The 19,249-nt window shown below is 67.5% G+C and carries 18 protein-coding genes; 15 read left to right on the top strand and 3 right to left on the bottom strand.

The features are described 5' to 3' along the window. Positions 1–248: 248 nt before the first annotated feature. A complete protein-coding gene (locus VI056_09070; GenBank protein HEY6203183.1) occupies positions 249–1,121 on the bottom strand; it encodes a hypothetical protein in 873 nt (290 codons plus the stop codon). Between the two features lie 237 nt (positions 1,122–1,358). Between VI056_09070 and VI056_09065 the strand changes: the two genes are divergently transcribed. The 5 genes from VI056_09065 to VI056_09045 all read left to right on the top strand — a co-directional run bounded on the left by VI056_09065 (position 1,359) and on the right by VI056_09045 (position 6,530). Next, the gene (locus tag VI056_09065) at positions 1,359–2,114 is read left to right on the top strand and encodes an alpha/beta hydrolase (GenBank protein HEY6203182.1); all 756 of its coding nucleotides are present in this window, start codon (positions 1,359–1,361) and stop codon (positions 2,112–2,114) included. A gap of 45 nt (positions 2,115–2,159) precedes the next feature. Beyond that, complete coding sequence (locus VI056_09060) at positions 2,160–2,786, top strand: hypothetical protein (protein HEY6203181.1); 627 nt, start codon at positions 2,160–2,162, stop codon at positions 2,784–2,786. Positions 2,787–2,819: 33 nt separating this feature from the next. After that, positions 2,820–4,826, top strand: coding sequence for a hypothetical protein (locus VI056_09055; protein HEY6203180.1), 2,007 nt, complete (start codon positions 2,820–2,822; stop codon positions 4,824–4,826). Positions 4,827–4,855: 29 nt separating this feature from the next. Further along, positions 4,856–5,974, top strand: coding sequence for a GGDEF domain-containing protein (locus VI056_09050; GenBank protein HEY6203179.1), 1,119 nt, complete (start codon positions 4,856–4,858; stop codon positions 5,972–5,974). 73 nt (positions 5,975–6,047) lie between these two features. Continuing rightward, positions 6,048–6,530 (top strand): hypothetical protein, encoded by a 483-nt coding sequence (locus VI056_09045; protein ID HEY6203178.1) that lies wholly within the window; start codon positions 6,048–6,050, stop codon positions 6,528–6,530. Between the two features lie 404 nt (positions 6,531–6,934). Here the strand turns inward: VI056_09045 and VI056_09040 are convergent, their stop codons facing one another. Then, positions 6,935–7,768, bottom strand: coding sequence for an alpha/beta hydrolase (locus VI056_09040; protein ID HEY6203177.1), 834 nt, complete (start codon positions 7,766–7,768; stop codon positions 6,935–6,937). Between the two features lie 23 nt (positions 7,769–7,791). Between VI056_09040 and VI056_09035 the strand changes: the two genes are divergently transcribed. The 9 genes from VI056_09035 to VI056_08995 all read left to right on the top strand — a co-directional run bounded on the left by VI056_09035 (position 7,792) and on the right by VI056_08995 (position 15,568). Further along, complete coding sequence (locus VI056_09035) at positions 7,792–8,592, top strand: ABC transporter permease (protein ID HEY6203176.1); 801 nt, start codon at positions 7,792–7,794, stop codon at positions 8,590–8,592. A gap of 104 nt (positions 8,593–8,696) precedes the next feature. Continuing rightward, on the top strand, positions 8,697–9,167 hold the full coding sequence (locus VI056_09030) for a phosphatase PAP2 family protein (protein HEY6203175.1): 471 nt from the start codon (positions 8,697–8,699) through the stop codon (positions 9,165–9,167). A 24-nt stretch (positions 9,168–9,191) separates the two neighbouring features. Continuing rightward, the gene (locus VI056_09025) at positions 9,192–10,949 is read left to right on the top strand and encodes a carboxypeptidase-like regulatory domain-containing protein (protein HEY6203174.1); all 1,758 of its coding nucleotides are present in this window, start codon (positions 9,192–9,194) and stop codon (positions 10,947–10,949) included. Between the two features lie 68 nt (positions 10,950–11,017). After that, positions 11,018–11,554: a hypothetical protein gene (locus VI056_09020; GenBank protein HEY6203173.1), complete on the top strand. Its 537-nt coding sequence runs from the start codon at positions 11,018–11,020 to the stop codon at positions 11,552–11,554. Positions 11,555–11,579: 25 nt separating this feature from the next. After that, positions 11,580–12,773 (top strand): ABC transporter ATP-binding protein, encoded by a 1,194-nt coding sequence (locus VI056_09015; GenBank protein HEY6203172.1) that lies wholly within the window; start codon positions 11,580–11,582, stop codon positions 12,771–12,773. A 35-nt stretch (positions 12,774–12,808) separates the two neighbouring features. Continuing rightward, positions 12,809–13,129 (top strand): type II toxin-antitoxin system Phd/YefM family antitoxin, encoded by a 321-nt coding sequence (locus VI056_09010; GenBank protein HEY6203171.1) that lies wholly within the window; start codon positions 12,809–12,811, stop codon positions 13,127–13,129. Further along, a complete protein-coding gene (locus VI056_09005) occupies positions 13,126–13,431 on the top strand; it encodes a hypothetical protein (protein ID HEY6203170.1) in 306 nt (101 codons plus the stop codon). The genes VI056_09010 and VI056_09005 overlap by 4 nt, the downstream gene beginning before the upstream one ends. After that, the gene (locus VI056_09000; protein HEY6203169.1) at positions 13,428–14,510 is read left to right on the top strand and encodes a class I SAM-dependent methyltransferase; all 1,083 of its coding nucleotides are present in this window, start codon (positions 13,428–13,430) and stop codon (positions 14,508–14,510) included. The genes VI056_09005 and VI056_09000 overlap by 4 nt, the downstream gene beginning before the upstream one ends. Next, positions 14,507–15,568 (top strand): glycosyltransferase family 4 protein, encoded by a 1,062-nt coding sequence (locus VI056_08995; protein HEY6203168.1) that lies wholly within the window; start codon positions 14,507–14,509, stop codon positions 15,566–15,568. Before VI056_09000 ends, VI056_08995 begins: the two co-directional genes overlap by 4 nt. On the opposite strand, the gene VI056_08990 is transcribed toward VI056_08995, so the two are convergent. After that, positions 15,565–17,040 carry a hypothetical protein gene (locus VI056_08990; GenBank protein ID HEY6203167.1) on the bottom strand — a complete coding sequence of 492 codons (1,476 nt, stop codon included), beginning with the start codon at positions 17,038–17,040 and terminating at the stop codon, positions 15,565–15,567. The two genes, VI056_08995 and VI056_08990, sit on opposite strands and share 4 nt — an antisense overlap. Before the next feature lie 85 nt (positions 17,041–17,125). On the opposite strand from VI056_08990, the gene VI056_08985 reads away from it, so the two are divergent. Next, the coding region (locus VI056_08985) for a glycosyltransferase (GenBank protein HEY6203166.1) at positions 17,126–19,249 on the top strand (2,124 nt) is incomplete at its 3' end.

Here is a 19,249-nt window from a genome sequence, read left to right as displayed (position 1 = left end):
CGCTTGATCTCGCGCTCGGTGCGGTGTGGCTGGCGGTCGTCGTCGCCCTCGTACTAATGGGAAGAGGCACCCGGGGGCGGGTGCCTCTTCGCAGAGAGGGGAACGGATCGACTAGTTCTCACGTCGTTTAACGGACGTCCGCGCTCGGTGCTAGGCGGGACACCGCTCTGCAACGCACCCGAACAGTGGACAAAGGAAGAGGCCCGCCGGTACCGGCGGGCCTCTTCGACGCAGGGGGAACGGTTGAGTTAGTCGTGGTCCTCGTTGTCGTGGCTACGGCCCTCGCTGTGGCCCTTGCCCTTGTTCTCGTGCTTCGACTTCTCGTCGGACTTGGCCTTGTCGGTCTTGGTCGTGTTCGTGGTCGCTGGCGCCGTCGTCAGCCCGGCGAGCGCGGTCGTGAGGTGCGTGACCTCGTCGTCCATCGCCTGGATCGCGGCATCAGCGCACGCCTTCGCGTCGGCGCAGCTGATCGCGACGGTGGTCGTCGTCGTGGTCGACGTCGTGCCCGTCGTGGTGCCCGAGGCACCCGTCGCGCCCGTGGCGCCCGTCGCGCCCGTGGCACCGGTCGTCGAGTCGTCGTCGTCCTCGTCGGCCTTGTCCTCGTCGGCCTTGTCCTCGTCGGCCTTGTCCTTGCACTCGTCCGACTTGAACAGGCTGTGGATCTTCTTCACGGCTTCATGACGGAAGCCCTTGATCTTGTTGTCCGCGTCCTTGACGAGCTTCCTGGCCGCGTCCGTCTTAGGAGCGGTCTTGCTCAGCGCCTGGACAGCCGCGTGGTCCTTCTTGTACGCCGCATCGACGCGCTTGACCTGCTCGTTCGTGGCATGCGCCGCGTCGGAGCAGCCGTTGCCGGTCGTGGGCTCGGTCGCCCCTTCCTTCTTCGTGTTGTTGAAGAGGGCGAGGATCACCGGGTCGGTGGTTGTCGTGGTCGTTGTGGTCGTCCCGCCGGGCGTCGTCGTGTTGGACCCGGTGGTCGTTGTGCTGGGCTGCGTGACCGTGACGGTGGTCAGACCGTTCTCGACCGTCGCGGTCACCAGCGCGCCGCTCGCCCCGATGACGAGCACGGTCGCGATGGCGCCGCCCTTCGCGTGGAGAAGAAGAGATAAGAGCTTTTCGAACATTGAGTCAGACACCTCCTGCTTACTGTCGAACGAGAGAGCGCCCGCTGACGTTAGGTGCGCTCGGCGTACAGTTCGCCCCCTGGTATGAGGAATTGGCGTATTTGGGCGGTCCGCGGGGCCGCTGCCCTGTTGGTACTAGGACTACTGGGGTACGGGGGCGTCTCCTATCGCGTCGCTGATGACTTAACGAAACCCACCCGACAGCCTTTGGATCCGCCCGCCGCGAGCGTTGCCGCGGTGTATGAGGACGTGTCCTTTAAGAGCACTGACGGGCTGACGCTCAAGGGCTGGTGGTTCCCTGTGCCGTCGGCCGACCGAGCGGTCGTGATCGTGCACGGCCGCGCGGCGAACCGGATCAAGTCGTCGTTCGACCCACAGAAGATCGCGCAGTTCCTTCTCGCGAGTCGGTATTCAGTCCTTCTATTCGATCTCCGCGGGCACGGCGAGAGCGAGGGACTGCGCTATTCGCTCGGTGAGTACGAGCCGCGCGACATCGTAGCTGCGATCGACTTCGCGCAGCGAAAGGCCGGCATCGATCGAAAGCGCGTCGCGATCATCGGAGAGTCGATGGGCGGTGGCAGCGCGATCATGACCGTGAAGGCCGATCCCACGATCGGCCCCGTCATCACCGATTCCGCGTTCGCCGATGGCAACACGGTCGTGAGCGAGGTCGCTCCTAACTACACCGGCCTGCCCGGCTGGTTCACGCCGGGCATCGTGCTGATGTCGCGGATCTTCTTCGATCTGGATCTGTCGACGATCAAACCTGCTGAGGTCGTTCGCGATCATCCCGAGCGCGCGTGGCTCTTCATCCAGTGCGAGAACGACACGACGGTGTACCGGCATCACGGCGTCGAGCTCAAGGCCGCGAGCGCGAACCCGGGGACCGAGCTCTGGCTCGTACCCGGCTGCGAACACGTCAAGGCGTTCGACACGCACGTCGTCGAGTGGGAGCATCACGTCCTCGCGTTCCTCGGCCGGGAGATACGGTGAGCGGATTCGACGCCGGCGCGGTCGGACGTTAGCCTTTTCGTCTAGTTGCGCCGACTTCTGAGGCACCGGAACGCTTCGGTGCTCCCCATCCTCGCTCTGCTCCTGGCTACCTGGATCGGTGGCTGGGTGAACACGGTCGACCTGCGCGGCCGCGTCGTCGATGACTTCAGTGACAAGGGCATCATCAACGCGTCCCTGACACATGGCCAGCGCGTGGTCGGGACGGATGTGAACGGCGCCTTCGAGTTCCTGAATCTGCCGCGCCAGTCGAAGATGCGCGTCGACGCCAACGCGTATCTCCGCACGAGCGTGCCCACCACCCAGGAAGAGATCCGGATGACGCCGACCTCGTGGACCGTGATCATCACCGAGGCGGGTAACCCGGATAAGCACATCCAGAAGGCCGACATCCGCCAGGGCACGACCGTCCTCGCCACGTCAGGCGAGGCCGTCAACACGGTCGTCGCGCCCCACCCGGGCAAGAACGCCAAGGTGATGATCTGCGCCGAGGGCTACCAGCAGAAGGACGTCGACGTTACGGGCGTACTTCAGACCGTCGAGCTCACGCCGGGCAGTCCCGGCTGCGCGCCGCTCCCTTCGCCATCGCCTTCACCGAGCCGCTCGCCCTCGGCATCGCCCTCGGCATCGCCTTCGCCCAGCCCGAGTCCCTAACCGTTAGATTGGCGCGCCTACGGGGAGGCGCGAGTGCGTTCGGGGCGGGAGGCGCATTTCCTGTCGGCGGTGATCGTCTGCGGCTGCGTCGCGTTCCTCGCCGCCACCACGCCCGTCGCTCGAGCCGCTGAGCCCGCCGCGTCGTGCACGTCGAGCGTGGGTCCGGGAATCCCGCCGCCTGCGAGCCTGCCGTCAGGCATTCCGGGATTCCACGCCGCTTGGTACGGCCAGTCCGGATACCCGACGCTCTGCCCCGGCGAGCGTTCGACCGCGACGGTCGCGTACTACAACTCCGGATCGGCCGGCTGGGTCCGCGGCCGCATGGGCGAGATGGCTTTTCTCGGTACCTCCGATCCAACTCCCGGCCAGGATCAGCCGAGCGCTTTAGGGGGCGACGGACAGCTCGGATCGCCGGCGACCGGATGGCCGCGATACAACCGCGTCGCGGCGCAGCCCGCCGACTACGTCGGCCCCGGACAGGTCGCGTGGTTCCAGTTCACGATCCAGGCGCCGCAGGCGCCGGGCACGTACAAGCTCTACATCCGACCGATGATCGAGGGCGCCACCTGGATGGAGGACTACGGCGTCTTCTGGCAGGTCACGGTGAAGGAGGGCGACGCGGTCGGGTCGATCGCGGTCGCGCCCACCGTCGCGGGCACGGCCGAGGTCGGCGCCGTTCGCACCTACACCGCGACCCTGAGCGGCTCCGGGTGCGTCGATCTCGCGCTCGTCGACGACACCTCTTATCCCGCCACGTCCGAAGGTGGCCTCGTCGACGCGGACACGAACGGCCGGGCCGATCTGTCGACGGCGGCGATGTTCACGATCGTGAACGGCGCGTTCAACGGCACGAGCTACGTGGACTGCGTGACGCCGCCCGCGAATCAGACCGTGACGTTCGCCGTTGGCTCGACCAGACCGAACGCGAACGTCCGCCCGGTGGTGTTCCAGGATCTGAATCAGAACAACGCTGTCGACGTCGACCTCGCGTATGTGCCGACCGAGCCATGGGGTCTGGGCGGCGCGGTGCGTTTCGTCCCGCCCGACGCGGTCGCCGGCACGAGCACCGTCACGGTGTTCGCGGTGAGCACGGCGGAGGACTACTTCACCGACGCCGGTGGCAATGCGACGTATCGCTACGACAGCAACGACACCTTCCGGCGCTCGGGCGTCGCGATGAGTCTCGCGCAGTTCGAGCAGGTCATCTCGCCGGGAGACATCGTCTCCGTGGCCTACCAGGCCGATCATGCAAACCCGTCGATCTTCAACATCACGCTCGACCTCGGGCGCGACGCGCCGACGGTCGACGCGACGGTCGACAGCTGGGACGGTGGAGCGACGCAGAACGACGTGGGCCTGCAGATCGCCGAGCCGCCGACGAACGCGGACGGGATCGCCTACAGCATCCAGCGCGCCTTGACGACCAGCCTCAGTTGCGACCCGGGATCCTCGTACGCCGAGCTCACACTGAGTGGCATCGCCAAAGGCAGTAACTCGACGATCTACATCGACCGAAACCTCGCCGTCGGGGCGTACTGCTATCGCGTCGGTGCGACGGATCCCGTGACATCCGCGATCGCCTTCGGATACAGCCAGCGCGTCGTCATCAACAATCCGCCGACGCCGGTGGCGCGGCCACGAGCCTTGGACGCTCGCGTGACGACAAGCGCGGGCTCGCTGGCGCTGCTCGACGCGGGCGATGTCATCAAGATCGCGTTCGACAAGGTGATGCGCTCGCCACTCGGCAGCGAGCTGCGCGCCCTGGACGTCGACGGCACGATCGCCGACATCCGATGCCTGCAGGCTCTGGAGCAGCGGTGCACGCTGAACGCGGGCGCCGAGACGCTGGGCGGGGTCGCCTATCCGGCCAACACGGTGCTCACGATCGTGATGCGCGCCGACCCGCGCGTCGTCACCGCGGGCGCCACGGCCGGGCTTCAGCTCAATGTGACCGTCACGAGCGGTAATTTCCTCGACATCGCGGGGAACCCGTGGGACGTCGCCGGTTCGGACGACACCGTGCTCGGCGCGCCGGACTAGTAGCGCCGGTCCTGACGCAGAATCCGCTCGTGCCAGAGGATCCAGCCGAGGCGGTCCGTGATGGCTCGGAGCACGCAGGAAGCGTCGAGAGGGAGCGCGCAGGGCGGATCTATCGGCGCGCCGTGCGCACGACCGGGGTCACGGTCGTCTTCGGGATCGCGGCTGTCTTTGTCGTCGATGCGTTCCTACCGGGCACGTCGGCGGCAGACCGTCAGGGCCTCCTCGTGACCGCCGCGCTCGTCGTGGTGACCGGAACGATCTGGTTTTCGTTCGTCCCGCAGCGATGGTTCGGTAGCGCACGCACCTTCGTTGCGGCAACGATCTCCGAGCTGGTGCTCCTCACGATGGTGGTCCTGACGGGGGGCGCGCAGAGCATCTACGTCGGTTACTTGGTCGTGCCCGCCGTTGTCCTCATCCTCTCCGGAAGCGTGCGCCAGATCCTTGTCCTGGGCGGGCTCACCTTTGCGGGGATCGCCCTCATCGCGGTCTCGTCCACACTGGCGGGCAACCCGCCGGGCGAAGGCGCGGCACCGCGGTTGTTGCTCCTGGCGATGGTGATCGCCACATGCGCGGCCGTCGCCCGCGCCACCGGTCGGCATCGAGACGTCACGACCGAACGGGCGGCCGGTCTCGCTGATGAGGGCGTGGCTGTTCTGTCGATGGCCATGACCGACGCGCTCACGAACCTGCCGAACCGGCGCGCTCTGGAGGACCATCTCACTCGCTTCATCGCGGACGCGGCACGCACGGGCCTGCCGTTCAGCGTCATCGCGCTCGACCTCGACGGGATGAAGCGCGTGAATGACGAGTTCGGTCACAACGCGGGCGACGATCTGCTGCGCAACTTCGGGCGCGCGATCAAGGGAGCGATACGAGGGACCGATGTCGGGCTCCGGATCGGGGGCGACGAGTTCCTGATCCTGCTTCCCCGAACGAGTGAGGTCCCGGCGAAGCGCGTCGCGGAGCGTCTTGCGGAGACCGCGATCTTGTTTCCCGGGCAATCCGGTCCTGCGCGGTTCAGTTATGGGATCGCGACACACCGGGCTGGCGAGTCGGGCGACGAGGTCCTCGGCCGCGCGGACGCAGTGCTCGGATCCGCCAAACGGGACCGTGCCGTCAGCGCAAGGCCGGTCGAGCCGCGCGCCTAGCTCGAGGCGAACTCCTCCTCGCACTTCTTTATCTCTGCTACGATTCATAAAGAACTTTGTAGGAGGCTCGCTCTTGCCACGCGTCGTCGGACGGACAGCGGTGCTCGAGTCGCTCGATCGCGTCGCGAATGCGGCGGGACGCGATTACGCCACCGATGTACGCGTGCTGCGCCGTGTGGTGCAAGAGGCGTTGCCAGCGTACGACGCGCCCGGGTCGTACTCCGCCCCGGAGGCGGCTGAGAATCTGAAAGTGACGTTGCCCACCATCCACGCGTGGCTTCGCGCTGGTGTGCTCACGACGTCAGCGGACAGTCGACGATCTCGACTTCGCCTCGACCGCGAGCGGATCGACGCGGTCGCTCGGCGACTGCGAGACCTTCGCCGCCGGGCGCCTAGGACGCGGAAGCTACGGGACGTCCTCGAATGGCTCGAGACGCAGGACTACGGCGACCGTCTACGCCGTCCGCGCCAGCCAGAGAAGGCCACAGGCGTGCCGTGGCGGCAGGCCCTCAAGCAAGCCTGGGGACCAACGACATCGCGCGCGCGACAACGCTGAGTAGTGGCGTATCGCGTCGAATTCACGACTGACGCGAAGGCAGACCTCCGAGCTATCAACCCCACCCGGGCCCGCGCTCTGATCCGGAAAGCACTCGGTCGGCTTGAGCGCGAAGGTCCTTGTATCGGCCTTCGCTTGCGGGGCGCAGGACGCAAGCGCTTCTGCAGGCTAAGCGTTCCCGAACAGGCGAAGAACACCTGGCGGATCGTCTACCAGTGGCCCCCTACAGCTGGCGAACCGCGGGATCTGATTTGGATCTGGGTCGTGCGTGAGCACACCGAGCAGCCAGAATCGGATGTGTACCTGTGGCTCGACGCGTTGATCGAGCACGAAGGCTTGGGCGTCGAACCATGGAGCGCCAGTGAACCGCGTCGCCGATGTTGCGAAGCGCGCTGAGTGACCGCCTAGCTGGCAGCGAACTCCACGAGGGCGTCCGCGAGTTCCTTCGGACGATCGAGCGCGACGTTGTGTCCGGCGTCGAGTTCGATGAGGCGACCGTTCGTGAGCGCCGTGATCATCCGTTGGGCGACCTCGGGCGAGAGCACGTTCGACCGCGTTCCGCGTACGAGCAGGACCGGGCACCGGATCGCGCGCAGGGCACTCCAGAGGTCATCACGCCGCGCGCCGGACATGATCGACGCAAGTGCGTCACGGCTCGAGCGCCAAACGACGTCGCCTCCGTCTTCGCGGAAGAGCCAGCGCATTCGGTTGGCGTAGACCTCTTCGGAGTAGCCGGGCGAGGTCCGACGCAGATACGCGAGCGCCTCGTCCGCGTGCTTGAAGCGCTCGGGGCGCTCGAGCGACAGACGGCGGGCGCGCTCGGAGCCTTCGGGCATCGGCTCCGGTCCGGCGTCGACGACGACGAGACGCTCGACCCGGTCGGGGTGCGCCGCGGCGAGCCGGATCGCGTGCGTGCCGCCCATCGAGTGTCCGACGACGAGCGCGCGCTCGATCGCTAGCGCATCGAGCATCGCGATCGCGTCGGCGACGAACTCCCGCGGCGTATAGCCGTCAGCCGGCTTCCCGCTCTCGCCGTGACCGCGCGCGTCCGTCGCGATCGCTCGCAGCCGTCCGGCGACCGCGTCGGCGAAGAAGTCCCAGTAACGGCCGTAGTTGCCGATCCCATGAAGCAGCAGCGTTGGCGGAGGATCGCCTGGCCATTCCCACGCGCGGAGTTCGATCGGCTCAGCGCCGTTCGCACTGCCGGTGAACATGTGCGCCGTCGGTGCTCGCGTCACGGGTCGCGGAGCATACTCGCGCCGTGATCGCCGATCTTGGCGCGCTCGTCGAACGACGCGAGCTCCTCGGCGATTTCGCGTGGCGCCAGCTGCGTTCGCGCTACAAAGGATCGGTCCTCGGCTTCGGCTGGAATTTCCTCATCCCGTTGCTGCAGCTCGTCGTGTTCTGGATCCTCTTCGGCGTGGTCCTCGGCACGCGGCCGCATACCGAGACGGGGGAGCAGTCGTACGCGGTCTTCCTCTTCGTCGGTCTCCTGCCCTGGACGTTCTTCGCGAACTCGCTCCAGTCGGGCGCCGCGTCGATCGTCTCGAACGCGACGATCGTCAAGAAGGTGCGCCTTCCGCTGCAGCTGCTCCCTGCGGCGAGCGTCCTGTCGTCGCTCGTGAACTTCCTGCTCAGCCTGGTCGTGCTCTTCGTCGTGCTCGCTGTGTTCGGGCCGCGGCATCTCGAGGGCCTGCTGTGGCTCCCGCTGCTCGTGGCGGTGCAGATCGTGATGAACCTCGGCCTCGCGTACCTTCTCGCCGCGCTCAACGTCCATTATCGCGACGTCGAGCACATCCTCGGCATCGTGCTGCTCGCGTGGTACTTCCTCACACCGGTGCTGTTCCCGATCACGATCCTCGCCGATCGCCCGCGCGAGCTCTTCTTGCTCGACCTCAATCCCATGACCGGCGTCGTCGTCGGTTACCAGCGCGCGCTCCTCGACGGTCTACCGCCGGACTGGGCGACGCTCGGGTACTCCGCCGCGGTCGCGCTCGTCCTGTTCGTCGCGGGCTTCGCGTACTTCCGTCGCACCAAGGACGACTTCGAGAGCTACCTCTGAGCCGCATCGCACTGCTCGCAACGACCCTCGTTGTTCTCTGCATCCTCGTCGCGGTCGGCGCACTGCGTCAGGTCGACCGCACCGTCGTCGATCTCGTCCAGTCGGTGCACGCGCCGTGGCTCGATCTCTTCGCATCCGTTGTCGGCATCGTCGGGCAGGCGGAGGTCGCCGGTGGCATCGCGCTCGGGCTCGCGGTCGCCCGACTTCGGCGCGGCCAGCGCGACGCCTGGGTACCGCTAGTGATCGTGGCGGTCGCCGCGGTCGAGATCGCCCTCAAGACGGTCCTGCCCCAGCCCATCCCACCTAAGGAGCTGTCGCGGACCGTCGAGCTGGTGCCGTTCGCGCACGTCGCCTTCGCCGGCGCTTTTCCGAGCGGCCACGTCGCCCGGACCGCCTTCCTCGTCGGCGTCGCCCGGGTCCCGACATGGCTTGCGGTCGCTGCGGTCGCGTTCATGATGGTCACGCGTGTGTACCTGGCCGACCACTGGCCCAGTGACGTCCTGGGAGGCCTCCTGCTCGGCGTTCTGGCGGCCCAGGTCGCTACGGTCGCAGAGCGGCGACTGCGCCGTCACTAGCGCCGTTTACCCCCGTTTAGCCCAATGCATGCTCCCCGGAGAGGCTTCCTGAGGCTCCTGTTCGTTGCCGCCTTCGTCGTCGCTGCCCTGTCGGGCGGCGCTCGCCCGGCCGCGGCCGCCTCTGCCTACCTGGACGGCTTCATCACCTCGAAGACGACCGGTGCTCCGCTGGCCAACGTCTGCGTGACCCTCGGGCCGCCGGTCCTCTGCACCACGGCGACCGACGCCAATGGGTATTACAAGATCGACGGCTTCGTTCCCGGTCCGACGTTCTGGGTCGTCTACTACAACAAAGAGGGCTACCAGCGCTTCGAGGCGCACAACGTCCAGATCGACGCGAACAACACGCGCCTGAGCTGGGAGCTCACGCCCGGGACCGCGACATGCGCGCGGCCGGAGCAGCCGAACACGACCGTCTACCTGCCGAACATCACGAAGACGCTCGGCGGCCCGTCGGGCTGGTACACGCCGTTCATCGTGCAGAACACGAACCGCTTCGCGATCACGTCGTTGCAGGTGGACTTCTACAGCTTCTCCAGCGGCGTTCTCGTCGCGCGCCGCGACATCTGTGCGCTCCGGCCGGGCCAGTCGTTCGCCGACGTTCCCAACAACGACGCGGATCTCTCGAACGACGCGCAGTACGCCGTCGTCGTGAAGAGCTACATGACCGACATCGTCGCCGTGGTGAACGAGCACCAGGGCTCCGGCGCTCGCGCCGAGGCCGGCTCGTACGTCGGCGCTTCCTCGGGCGCGACGAAGGTCTCGCTGCCGAACATCGTGCGCCGTTTCTTCGGCTTCGTGACGCCGATCATCATCCAGAACGTCGGTGGCGCTCCGACGACCGCCGAAGCGAACTTCATCTCGTTCGACGGGACACGGACCGCGCGCATCACGCGCGACATCGACCCTGGACGCTCGCAGTTCATCGACCCGAATTCAGAGCCGGGACTGTTCGACCAGACGCAGTACTCGGTCACGGTCACGGCGAGCCAGCCGCTCAGCGTCATCGTGAACACGCACCTCGACGCGCCAACGGTCGCCGCGCCGGTCATGTACTCGGCGAACGGCATCGTGGGCGGCGCCGACACGATCTACGGTCCGTACGCGGTGAAGAACGTCGCTGGCGTCGGGCAAGGTCTGTCGACGATCGTCGTGCAGAACACCGGCACGGCGACCGTCACGCCATCGATCACGTTCACGCCTCTGGGTGGCAGCGGGACGACGGCGTTCAGCGGACCTTCCGTCGCGGCCGGCGCGGCGTGGGTGTTCGATCCGCGCTTCACCAACGGCAACACGACGCTCCCGCTCTGCGGCGCGGCCGCCGCGGCGGGCTGCCTCGCGAACGGCGAGTACTCGTTCGTGGCGAGCGGCGGCACCGGCGGGCAGATCGCGGCCGTTGTGAACGTCATCGGCGACACGACTGCGGCCGGCTATTCCGCGCGCACGCAGGCTGCGACGCGCCTGTTCCTCCCGAACGTCACGCGCCGCCTGGGCGGCTCCGACGGTTGGACCACGCCGCTGGTGCTGCAGAGCGTCACCGCGACGAGCCTGCACCTCTCCTGGTACAAGTTCGCCGACGGCTCGCTCGCGGCGTCACAGGACGTTTCGATCACGCCGAGGCAGTCCATCCGCATCGACCCGCGTGACGTGCTCGGCCTCGCGAACGAGACGCAGTACGCCGTCGTCGTCGACGCTGTCGGTGGGACTGCAACCGGAATCGTCGTGGAGCTCAACTTCCAGGGCGGCGACGGCGCGATGATCTACGAGGGCTTCGCCCGCTAACATCCCGGTCTCGTGAGCGGGCCCGTCGCCCAGCCGTGACTCCCGACAAGCTCGATACGGTCATCAGAGTGAGCTTCGCCGTGATGATGCTCGGCGTTTGGTACACGCAGGCGGCGCCCGGAGCAGCTAGCCCGTTCGCCCCGATCCTGATGCTCGGGGGGTTGGCCGGCGTCGCGGTCGCAGGCTTCTGGCGAGCGCGACTGGTCGCGACTCTTGCGAAGCCGAGGGCGCAGGTCAGCGACACGAAGGTCCACGTTGCTCGGCCGGCTCTGGACGGGTCGCAGCGATCGGAGAGGCTGCGCGACTTCGGGGTCATCTCGCTGCTCCTCGGCCTCTTCCTGCTGCTCGTCGCATTCTTCGTGCTGTTCGTCTCGCGGCCGGCCCCGAATATCGCGATCGCCGGCGTGATCCTCACCACGCTGGGTGCGCTGGCTCTCGCGCAGCGCTATCGCTTCTTTGCTGTGCTCGTCGCATGCTTCGTCGTCCCGGTCGGGATCGTCGAAGCGCTCGTCGCGTGGCCGCCGGTGTTCTTGGTCCTTCTCGTGGTCGCGTTCGCGTGGCTGTTCGCTCGGATCCGCTCGCGCGCCCATCTCTCGGGCTCCTGAAGCCGCGACTCCCTAGCATGCCGCCATGCCGGGCATGGTCGCGATCCACGCCGAACATCTCGACAAGCGCTACCGACTTCGGACCGGCCGCGCCCCCACGCTCAAGGAGCTCGTCCTCCGACAGATCCCGCCGGCCGAGGTCGTCCAGGCGCTCAAAGATGTCAGCTTCTCAGTAGAGCGCGGCCAGTGCTTCGGCGTCGTTGGCGCGAATGGATCAGGGAAGTCGACGCTCCTCAAGCTCATCGCGGGCACCGCGAAGCCGACCTCCGGCACGATCGATGTCGCGGGCCGCGTCTCCGCGCTGCTCGAGCTCGGCGCCGGTTTCCACCCCGACTTCACCGGGCGCGAGAACGCGTACCTGAACGGCTCGCTCCTCGGTCTGTCGCGTAAGGAGACCGAGGCCGCGATGCCGAAGATCGAAGCCTTCGCGCAGCTCGGCCGCTTCTTCGACGCGCCGATCAAGACGTACTCGAGCGGCATGGCGGCGCGCCTCGGCTTTTCGGTCGCGGTGCATGTGGACCCCGACGTGCTGCTCGTCGACGAGGTGCTCGCCGTCGGCGACGAGTACTTCCAGCACAAGTGCTACGCGAAGATCGCCGAGTTCCGCGGAGCGGGGAAGACGATCGTGCTGGTGTCGCACGACATCGGTCTGATCCAGCGTCTCTGCGATCGCGCGATCTGGCTCGACCAGGGGCGCGTCGCGGCGAGCGGCACCGTGCGCGATGTCGCGACGGCGTACCACCTCGAGGTCGGCGAGCGCGAGCTGCGCGAGCGTGCGCTGCGCGGCGAGGTCGGTGGTCGTTCCGGCTCTGGCGAGATCGAGATCGTCTCCACGAAGGTCATCGACAAGGGCGGCGCGTTGAAGACGCTCCTCGAGATCGGCGACCCCGCGTCGTTCGAGATCCGCTACCGCAACAAGTCCGGGCTGTCCGACGCCGTGTTCGGTGTTTACGTCTACCGCGACGACGGCACGGGCATCTACGGCACGAACACGATGCTCGACGACGTCGTAGTGCCCCTGCGCGCGGAGGGCGTCGTGCGTTTCGCGATGGACTCGCTCGCGCTCTTGCCCGGCGCGTACGACGTCGACGTCGCGGCGACGGACCGCGCCGACCGGCACTACGACTATCACCAGAAGGCTTTGAACTTCCGCGTGGTCGGCTCTTCGCGCGAGGCCGGGTTCGCGCGCCTCCCGCACCGCTGGGAGTTCGGGGAGTAGAATGTCTGTCAAACGCATGACAGGGGAGGTACGCGATGGCTGCGGTGAACGTGCGCGAGCTGGCTCGGAACACCAGCAAAGTCATCGACGATGTCGAGCGGTCAAAGCGGCCGGCGATCATTACTCGGAGCGGCCGGCCCGTCGCGGCCGTCGTCCCCATCGACTTCGATGCGCTTGAGGACTGGATACTCGCCAACGCGCCCGTGTTCGTCGAGGGTATGCGACAGGCCGAGGGGGAGTTCCGGCGTGGCGAGACGATCAGCATGGATGAGCTCTTCGCCCGCATCGCGCGGAAGTCGGCGGCCAAGAAGCCGGCAGCCGAACGGCCGCGTCGTGCGGTCGCAAGGCGCCGTTGACGGACAACGTCCAATTTTCGAAGCGCGGCGCGCGCGACATCGAACGACTCTCCCGGCCGCAGCGGATCCGCGCACGAAAAGTCCTCGACGGCCTCAGCAAAGATCCGGCGCCTGCCAACCTTGACGTGAGGCCGCTGGTGGGTCGTGAGCCATGGCTGCGCTTGCGGGTCGGTACGCTGCGCGTGAACTTCCGCAGGCTCACGCTCGCGGAGTCGCGTCCACGGGGCATTCGCGGCCACGGCTACCTGGTCGAACGCGTCATCGATAGGCGAGATCTCGATGAGGCGGTGCGCCCGCTGTGACGACACAGCCACCAGTCGATCTCGACGCGATCCTCGCCGAGGTCCGCGCGCGCGTGCGCAAGAAGCGCGAGAGCGGAGCGTACGGCCCGGATCTCGACGCCGCGCTCACGCTGCCGCTGCCAGGCGGGCGGCCGATCTTCAGCGAGGAGCTCAAGGACCCCTTCCAGGCGCTCCCCGAGGTCCTCGACGAGGACGTCACGTACGACCCGAAGAGCCGCAAGCGCTACGTCGGCCCGCTCATCACCATCGCGCGGCGCACGCTCATCGGACTCCTCCGCTGGTGGCTCGCAGCGATCACCGAGCGTCAGGAGCGAGTCAACCAGCTCGTCGCGCGCGCGCTGTTCGACCTGCGCGACCGGCCCACGCCGGGTCTCGAGAAGCGGCTACGGAAGCTCGAGCAGTGGCACGAGGACTTCGTCGCCGAGAACGTCCACTCCGTCTACTTCCAGGCGCGCTTCGGCGGCGACGAGCCGGTCATCCGCCGGCAGTCGGAGGCGTTCGCCGATCTCTTCGCAGGACGGAAGCGCGTCCTCGACCTGGGGTGCGGCCGCGGGATCTTCCTCGGGCTGATGAAGGAGAAGGGGGTCGGCGCATACGGCGTCGACCTCGATCCGCGCATGGTCGAGCAGTGCGCGGAGCGCGGACTGGAGTGCGTCCATGGCGACGCGCTCGGACATCTCCGCTCTCTGCCGGACCGCGCGATCGATGGCCTCTACGCCCGTCACATCGCGGAGCACGTACTTCCCGGCGAGCTCGTCTGGATCCTGCGCGAGGCGCACCGCGTCCTGTCGCCGGGCGCTCCGCTCGTGCTCATCACGCCGAACGTCGCGACGCTCACCGTGGGCGCGCATTCGTTCTGGCTCGATCCCTCTCACGTGCGCCCGATCCCGCCGGAGCTCTTCCGTTTCTACCTCGAGGTCGAGGGCTTCGTCGACGTCGACGTCCGCACCTTCGAACCGAGCGAGAAGCGTCTCTCGGACAAAGTCAGCGACCCTACCGTCCGTGAGAACGTCAAGCTGCTGAACGAGACGCTCTTCGGCGACCGCGACTACGCGGTCATCGGTCGCGCGCCCGCATGACCGCGGTCCATCAGTTCCATCCGACGCTCGCGCCCGGCGATGCGATGAGCAACCACGTCTTCGCACTGCGCGATCGCCTGCGCTCCTGGGGCTACGAGTCCGACGCGTACGCCGTGGACATCAAGCCCGGCATGGAAAGCGAGGCCCTCTCGTATCGCCGGCTGTTCCGTTCGGTGCGGCCCGAGGACACGCTCATCCTGCACTTCTCGATGGGGAACGAGGTCTTCGACCAGCTCATGAAGATCCCAGCGCGGCGCGTGCTGGTGTACCACAACATCACGCCGCCGGAGTTCTTCAGCGGCATCAACGACCACGCTGCCGCCTTCGCGCGCCTCGGTCTGCGGCAGCTCGAGCAGATCGCGCCGGCCATCGATCTCGGGATCGGCGTGTCCGCCTTCAACCGTCAGGACCTCGACGACATGGGCTTCCGCAAGACGGCGCACGTGCCGATCCTCATCGACTGGAAGCTGTACGACACGCCGCCGGACCCGGCGGTCCTCGCGCGCTGGAGCGTCTTCGGGCGCAAGCTCCTGTTCGTCGGACGGATCTCGCCGAACAAACGGCACGACGACCTGCTGCGGATGTTCGCGTACTACCGCGCGGTCATCGACCCCGAGGCGCAGCTGCTGCTCGTCGGCTCGTACCGGGACCACCGCGAGTACTACGCGCGTCTTCGCGAGCTCCAGCGCGCGCTCGGTCTCGATACCGCCGTGACCTTCACCGGGAGCGTGAGCAACGCGGAGCTCTTCGCCTATTACCGCGAGGCCGACACGTTCGTCTCCCTGTCCGAGCACGAGGGATTCGGCGTTCCGCTCCTCGAGGCGATGAAGTTCGATCTGCCGGTCGTCGCGTACGACGCCGCGGCTATCGGCGAGACTGTCGGCGGTGCGGGCGTCCTGCTTCACGAGCGCGATCTCGCGCAGGCCGCGGAAGCGGCCGCGCTCGTGAGCGAAGACGCCGCGCTCCGCACCAAACTGACCACCGCGGGACGGAAGCGCGTCGCCGACTTCGACACCGAGAAGGTCGCGCAGCGCACCCGCGAGGTGCTCGGCCTCTAGCGCTGCCCCGGCAGCTCGGCGACGGTGTAGTCGTCGTTGTGCAGCTCGACCACGGCGCCTGGCTCGATCGCGAGATACACGAGCTCGACATCCTTCGCGCACTTGACGCGCAGCGCCTCAGCCGAGGTGGTCCGCAGTCCCGGCGTCAGAACGACGATCGCGTTGACATTTGGCGCACGCTTGCGTCGGAGCGTTGTGCGATATGGATCGCGGTCGTGGAACCAGGTGTGGTACTCCGGCAGGTAGTAACGCACGAGCAGGAAGTCCTCGCGAGCGATGAGCAGCGTCGTGCTTGGTGAGTAGTGCTCGCGGACGTACTTCACCCGCGAGGCGAGCTCCCCGTCGTGTTGTGCGATGGCCGCCGCGGAGAACGGCGCTGAGCTGGTCGTGAACACCAAAGCAGGCGCGATGACGCTCGCGGTGAGCGCCAGGCGGCGCGCGCCGTGTGGCATCACCGCCGTCAATCGGTCGATGGCGACCGCGGCGATCACGTAGAGGGCCGGAAGGATCGAGAGGACGTAGCCCCACTCGCCGATGTGCAGCACGACGTAGAGCGCGATCCCCGACGCGATCCAGAGGGTGAGCAGGGTCTGTGCTTGGCCGAAGCTCGTTCGGCGCTCCTCGATCGCGCGGTACGTGTTCACGAGAGCGAGCGCGCTGACGGGGAGCGCGAACAGGCCCAAGCCCCATACGAGCGCGTACAGCGTCGTCGAGATGTTGGTCCCGAGCGCGGGCAGTCCCTGTGACAGCACCGAGTGCGTCGCCCGGACGAAGTCGGTCTGCCGGGCGACGGCGTCGATGTATGCCGGCAACCCGTCGGAGAGCGCGGCGGTCGGGACCAGCCAGGTGAGGCACCCCAGCGCTAACGCTCCGGCGGCGGCCGCGCGACCGCGCCAGTCGAGCGGCGACACCGACCAGGACCAGGCTGCAGGGAAGATCAGGAGGAGGTCTTGGCGGAATCCGGCGATCGCGCCGAAGGCAGCGCTCGCGATCAGCGCCGCGGCTGTGCCGCGTCCGCGGGCGTAGGCGAACCACGCGGCGAGCACGATCGAGAGGAGGCCAAGCAGCGCGTAGGGGTAGGCGACTTCGCCGTAGAGCCAGACCAGGGGATTGAGCGCGAAGCCCAGCGCGATCAGTACCGAGGATCGTTCCGATGCGAACCGACGGGCGAACAGGAACAGGGCGCTGGCAGCGAGCGCTGTCGCGACCATCGAGACGAGCACGAGGGCGCTGTTGCTGTCGCTCGTGAACTGACGGGCGACGGACGTGGTCGCGACGTAGAAGATGTAGCCGGGCGGGTGGGGGCGCTGGCTTGCCGTCACGTAGTCGACATGGAAACCGTTCTCGAGCGCCCGCGCGTAGAGCACGGAGTCCCACGCCCACAGCTGCGTCGAGCCGAACGGCGCGCGCGTCGCGAGCGTCAACGCAAAGAGCGCTACGGCGATGATCGCCGGGCGTGTCCAGCCGGACATGCGCGCCAAATCGACCGCCCTCCCCCGAATCCCGGCGACAGAGTAGCGCGAGCCCGACCTGCCTCAAACAGGCGACAATCGCGGCGTGAGCGAGCGGCTCCGCCTCGCCGACCAGTTCGTGCCGACGCTCGCCTACGGCGACGCGATCGGCAACGACGCGTTCGAGCTTCAGCGGCTGTTCTGGTCGCGCGGTGCCCAGTCGGAGATCTTCGTGGACGAAGCGAAGCCCGAGGTGCGCGCGTTCGCGCGCTCGTGGCGCGACCTGCGCCCGAAACGGGCCACCGCCGGATTGACGTTGATCCACGTGTCGATGGGGAACGACGCGATCGACGAGGTCGCCAAGCTGCCGGGTCGGAAAGCCGTCGTCTATCACAACATCACGCCGGCGCGGTATTTCAGCGGCTTCAACCCGAACGCCGAGAAGTACTCCGAGATCGGACGCCGCCAGCTCAAGGATCTCGCGGCGCAGGCCGAGCTTGGCATCGCCGACAGCGAGTTCAATCGACGCGAGCTCGAGGAGCTTGGCTACGCGCGCACCGCGGTCGTGCCGATCATCGTCGACTGGTCCGCGTTCGACGTCGAAGCCGACCCCGCGGTGATGCGCACGCTCGCCGAGGAGCGCACGTCGATCGTGACCGTCGGGCAGCTCCTCCCGCACAAGGGCATCCACGACGTCGTCGCGGCGTTCGCGCGCTACCGCGAGCGCGACCGCGGCGCGCGCCTGTATCTCGTCGGATCGACCGCCATGTCTGAGCAGTACATCGAGCGCCTGCGCGCCGATGTCGCTCGCCTCGGACTCAAAGACGCGGTCACGTTCACCGGCAGTGTCCCGATCGAGTCGCTCGTCGCGTATTACCGCGGCGCGACCGCACTCCTCACGCTCTCGGAGCACGAGGGCTTCTGCGTTCCGCTCCTCGAGGCGATGCGCAGCGACCTGCCGATCGTCGCGCACTCGGCCGGCGCGATCCCCGACACGCTCGGGGACGCCGGCGTGTTGTTGCAGGACAAGACACCCGACGTCGTCGCTGCGGCGCTCGAGCGCGTCGTCGGCGACCGCGAGCTGCGCCGCGACCTCGTCGTCAGGGGACGCACGCGCCTCGCGGAGTTCACACCAGAGCGCGTGGCCGAGCGGCTGCGCGACGCGCTTGCGCTCGCGGGCTGGGACCTGCCCGAGCGCCGCACGCGGAAGGTGGTCGTGCTCTCGAGCGACCAGCGCTGCGGCATCCACCACTACGCGCTCTCGCTGACCGAAGGCCTCCGGAGCGCCGGGCATGAGGTGACGTTCGTGGGCGTGAAGCACCTCGACAAGCGCGACCTCGCCGCGAAGGTCCGCCACATCACGAGCGACACCGAGGCCGTGATCGTCGAGCACGAGCACGGCATCTTCTCGGACGTGCCATTCGTTCGGGCGCTGGTCTCGTTCTGGCGACGGAAGATCCCGGTCGTGCTCTCCATGCACGAGATCGAGCCCGAGAAGTTCCACCACTTCCGGCTGATCTCGAGCGCGCTCCATTACCGGCCTCGGTACGGCAAGGTGCTCGAGTTCATCCGCGCGGGATGGGTGACGCTGCGCATCGCGAACTGGTTCCTTCGGTATCGGGCGGTCCTCGCGTTAATGGGCGCGATCCCGAAGCACCTCGCGACGCATTCCGAACGATCGCAGCGCTGGGTCACGCTTCTGAGCGACGATGCGCTCAAGCTCGAGCGCTTCCCGCTCGTGCTGGTCCCGCTCGAGGACACGACACTGCCGAACGATGACGCGGAGAAGCGCGCGCTGCGCGGGCGCCTCGGCCTTCCCGTCGACAAGTTCGTCTTCGTGTCGCCAGGCTTCTTCTTCAAGCGCAAGCGTTTCACGCAGGTGATCGCGGCCGCGCCGCGCGACAGCGTCGTCGTGCTCTCGGGCACGCGCTCCGGTAACGAGCCCGAGTACTTCGACGAGGTGCTGGACTACGTGAAGGAGCGCGGCTTCACGAACGTGGTCGTCAACACCGACTACGAGACGATGGGCCAGTACGTCGCGGCCGCGGACTGCGTCGTCCTCTACTACGAGGACGTCTTCCAGAGTGCCGTCGCGGCGCAGGCGATCTGGGCCGGTCTGCCCTGCATCTTCTCCGAGGCGCGCGGCTTCGAGGTCTATCACGGCGCCGGGCTCGTCGCGCGCGACAGCGGCGAGCTCGCGGAGCACATGCGCGAAATACAGAAGCCGGAG

This window comes from Candidatus Limnocylindria bacterium (genome assembly GCA_036523395.1).
In the GTDB taxonomy this organism is placed as follows: domain Bacteria; phylum Chloroflexota; class Limnocylindria; order P2-11E; family P2-11E; genus CF-39.
The sequence above is the reverse complement of the archived record's forward strand: the minus strand, read 5'-3'. Positions and strand labels throughout refer to the sequence as shown.

Bases quoted from the DNA above. Each gene is read 5' to 3' on its own strand.
- VI056_09070 (HEY6203183.1), bottom strand. From the start codon at position 1,121: ATGTTCGAAAAGCTCTTATCTCTTCTTCTCCACGCGAAGGGCGGCGCC.
- VI056_09025 (HEY6203174.1), top strand. From the start codon at position 9,192: ATGCATGCTCCCCGGAGAGGCTTCCTGAGGCTCCTGTTCGTTGCCGCC.
- VI056_09015 (HEY6203172.1), top strand. From the start codon at position 11,580: ATGCCGGGCATGGTCGCGATCCACGCCGAACATCTCGACAAGCGCTAC.
- VI056_09010 (HEY6203171.1), top strand. From the start codon at position 12,809: ATGGCTGCGGTGAACGTGCGCGAGCTGGCTCGGAACACCAGCAAAGTC.
- VI056_08995 (HEY6203168.1), top strand. From the start codon at position 14,507: ATGACCGCGGTCCATCAGTTCCATCCGACGCTCGCGCCCGGCGATGCG.
- VI056_08990 (HEY6203167.1), bottom strand. From the start codon at position 17,040: ATGTCCGGCTGGACACGCCCGGCGATCATCGCCGTAGCGCTCTTTGCG.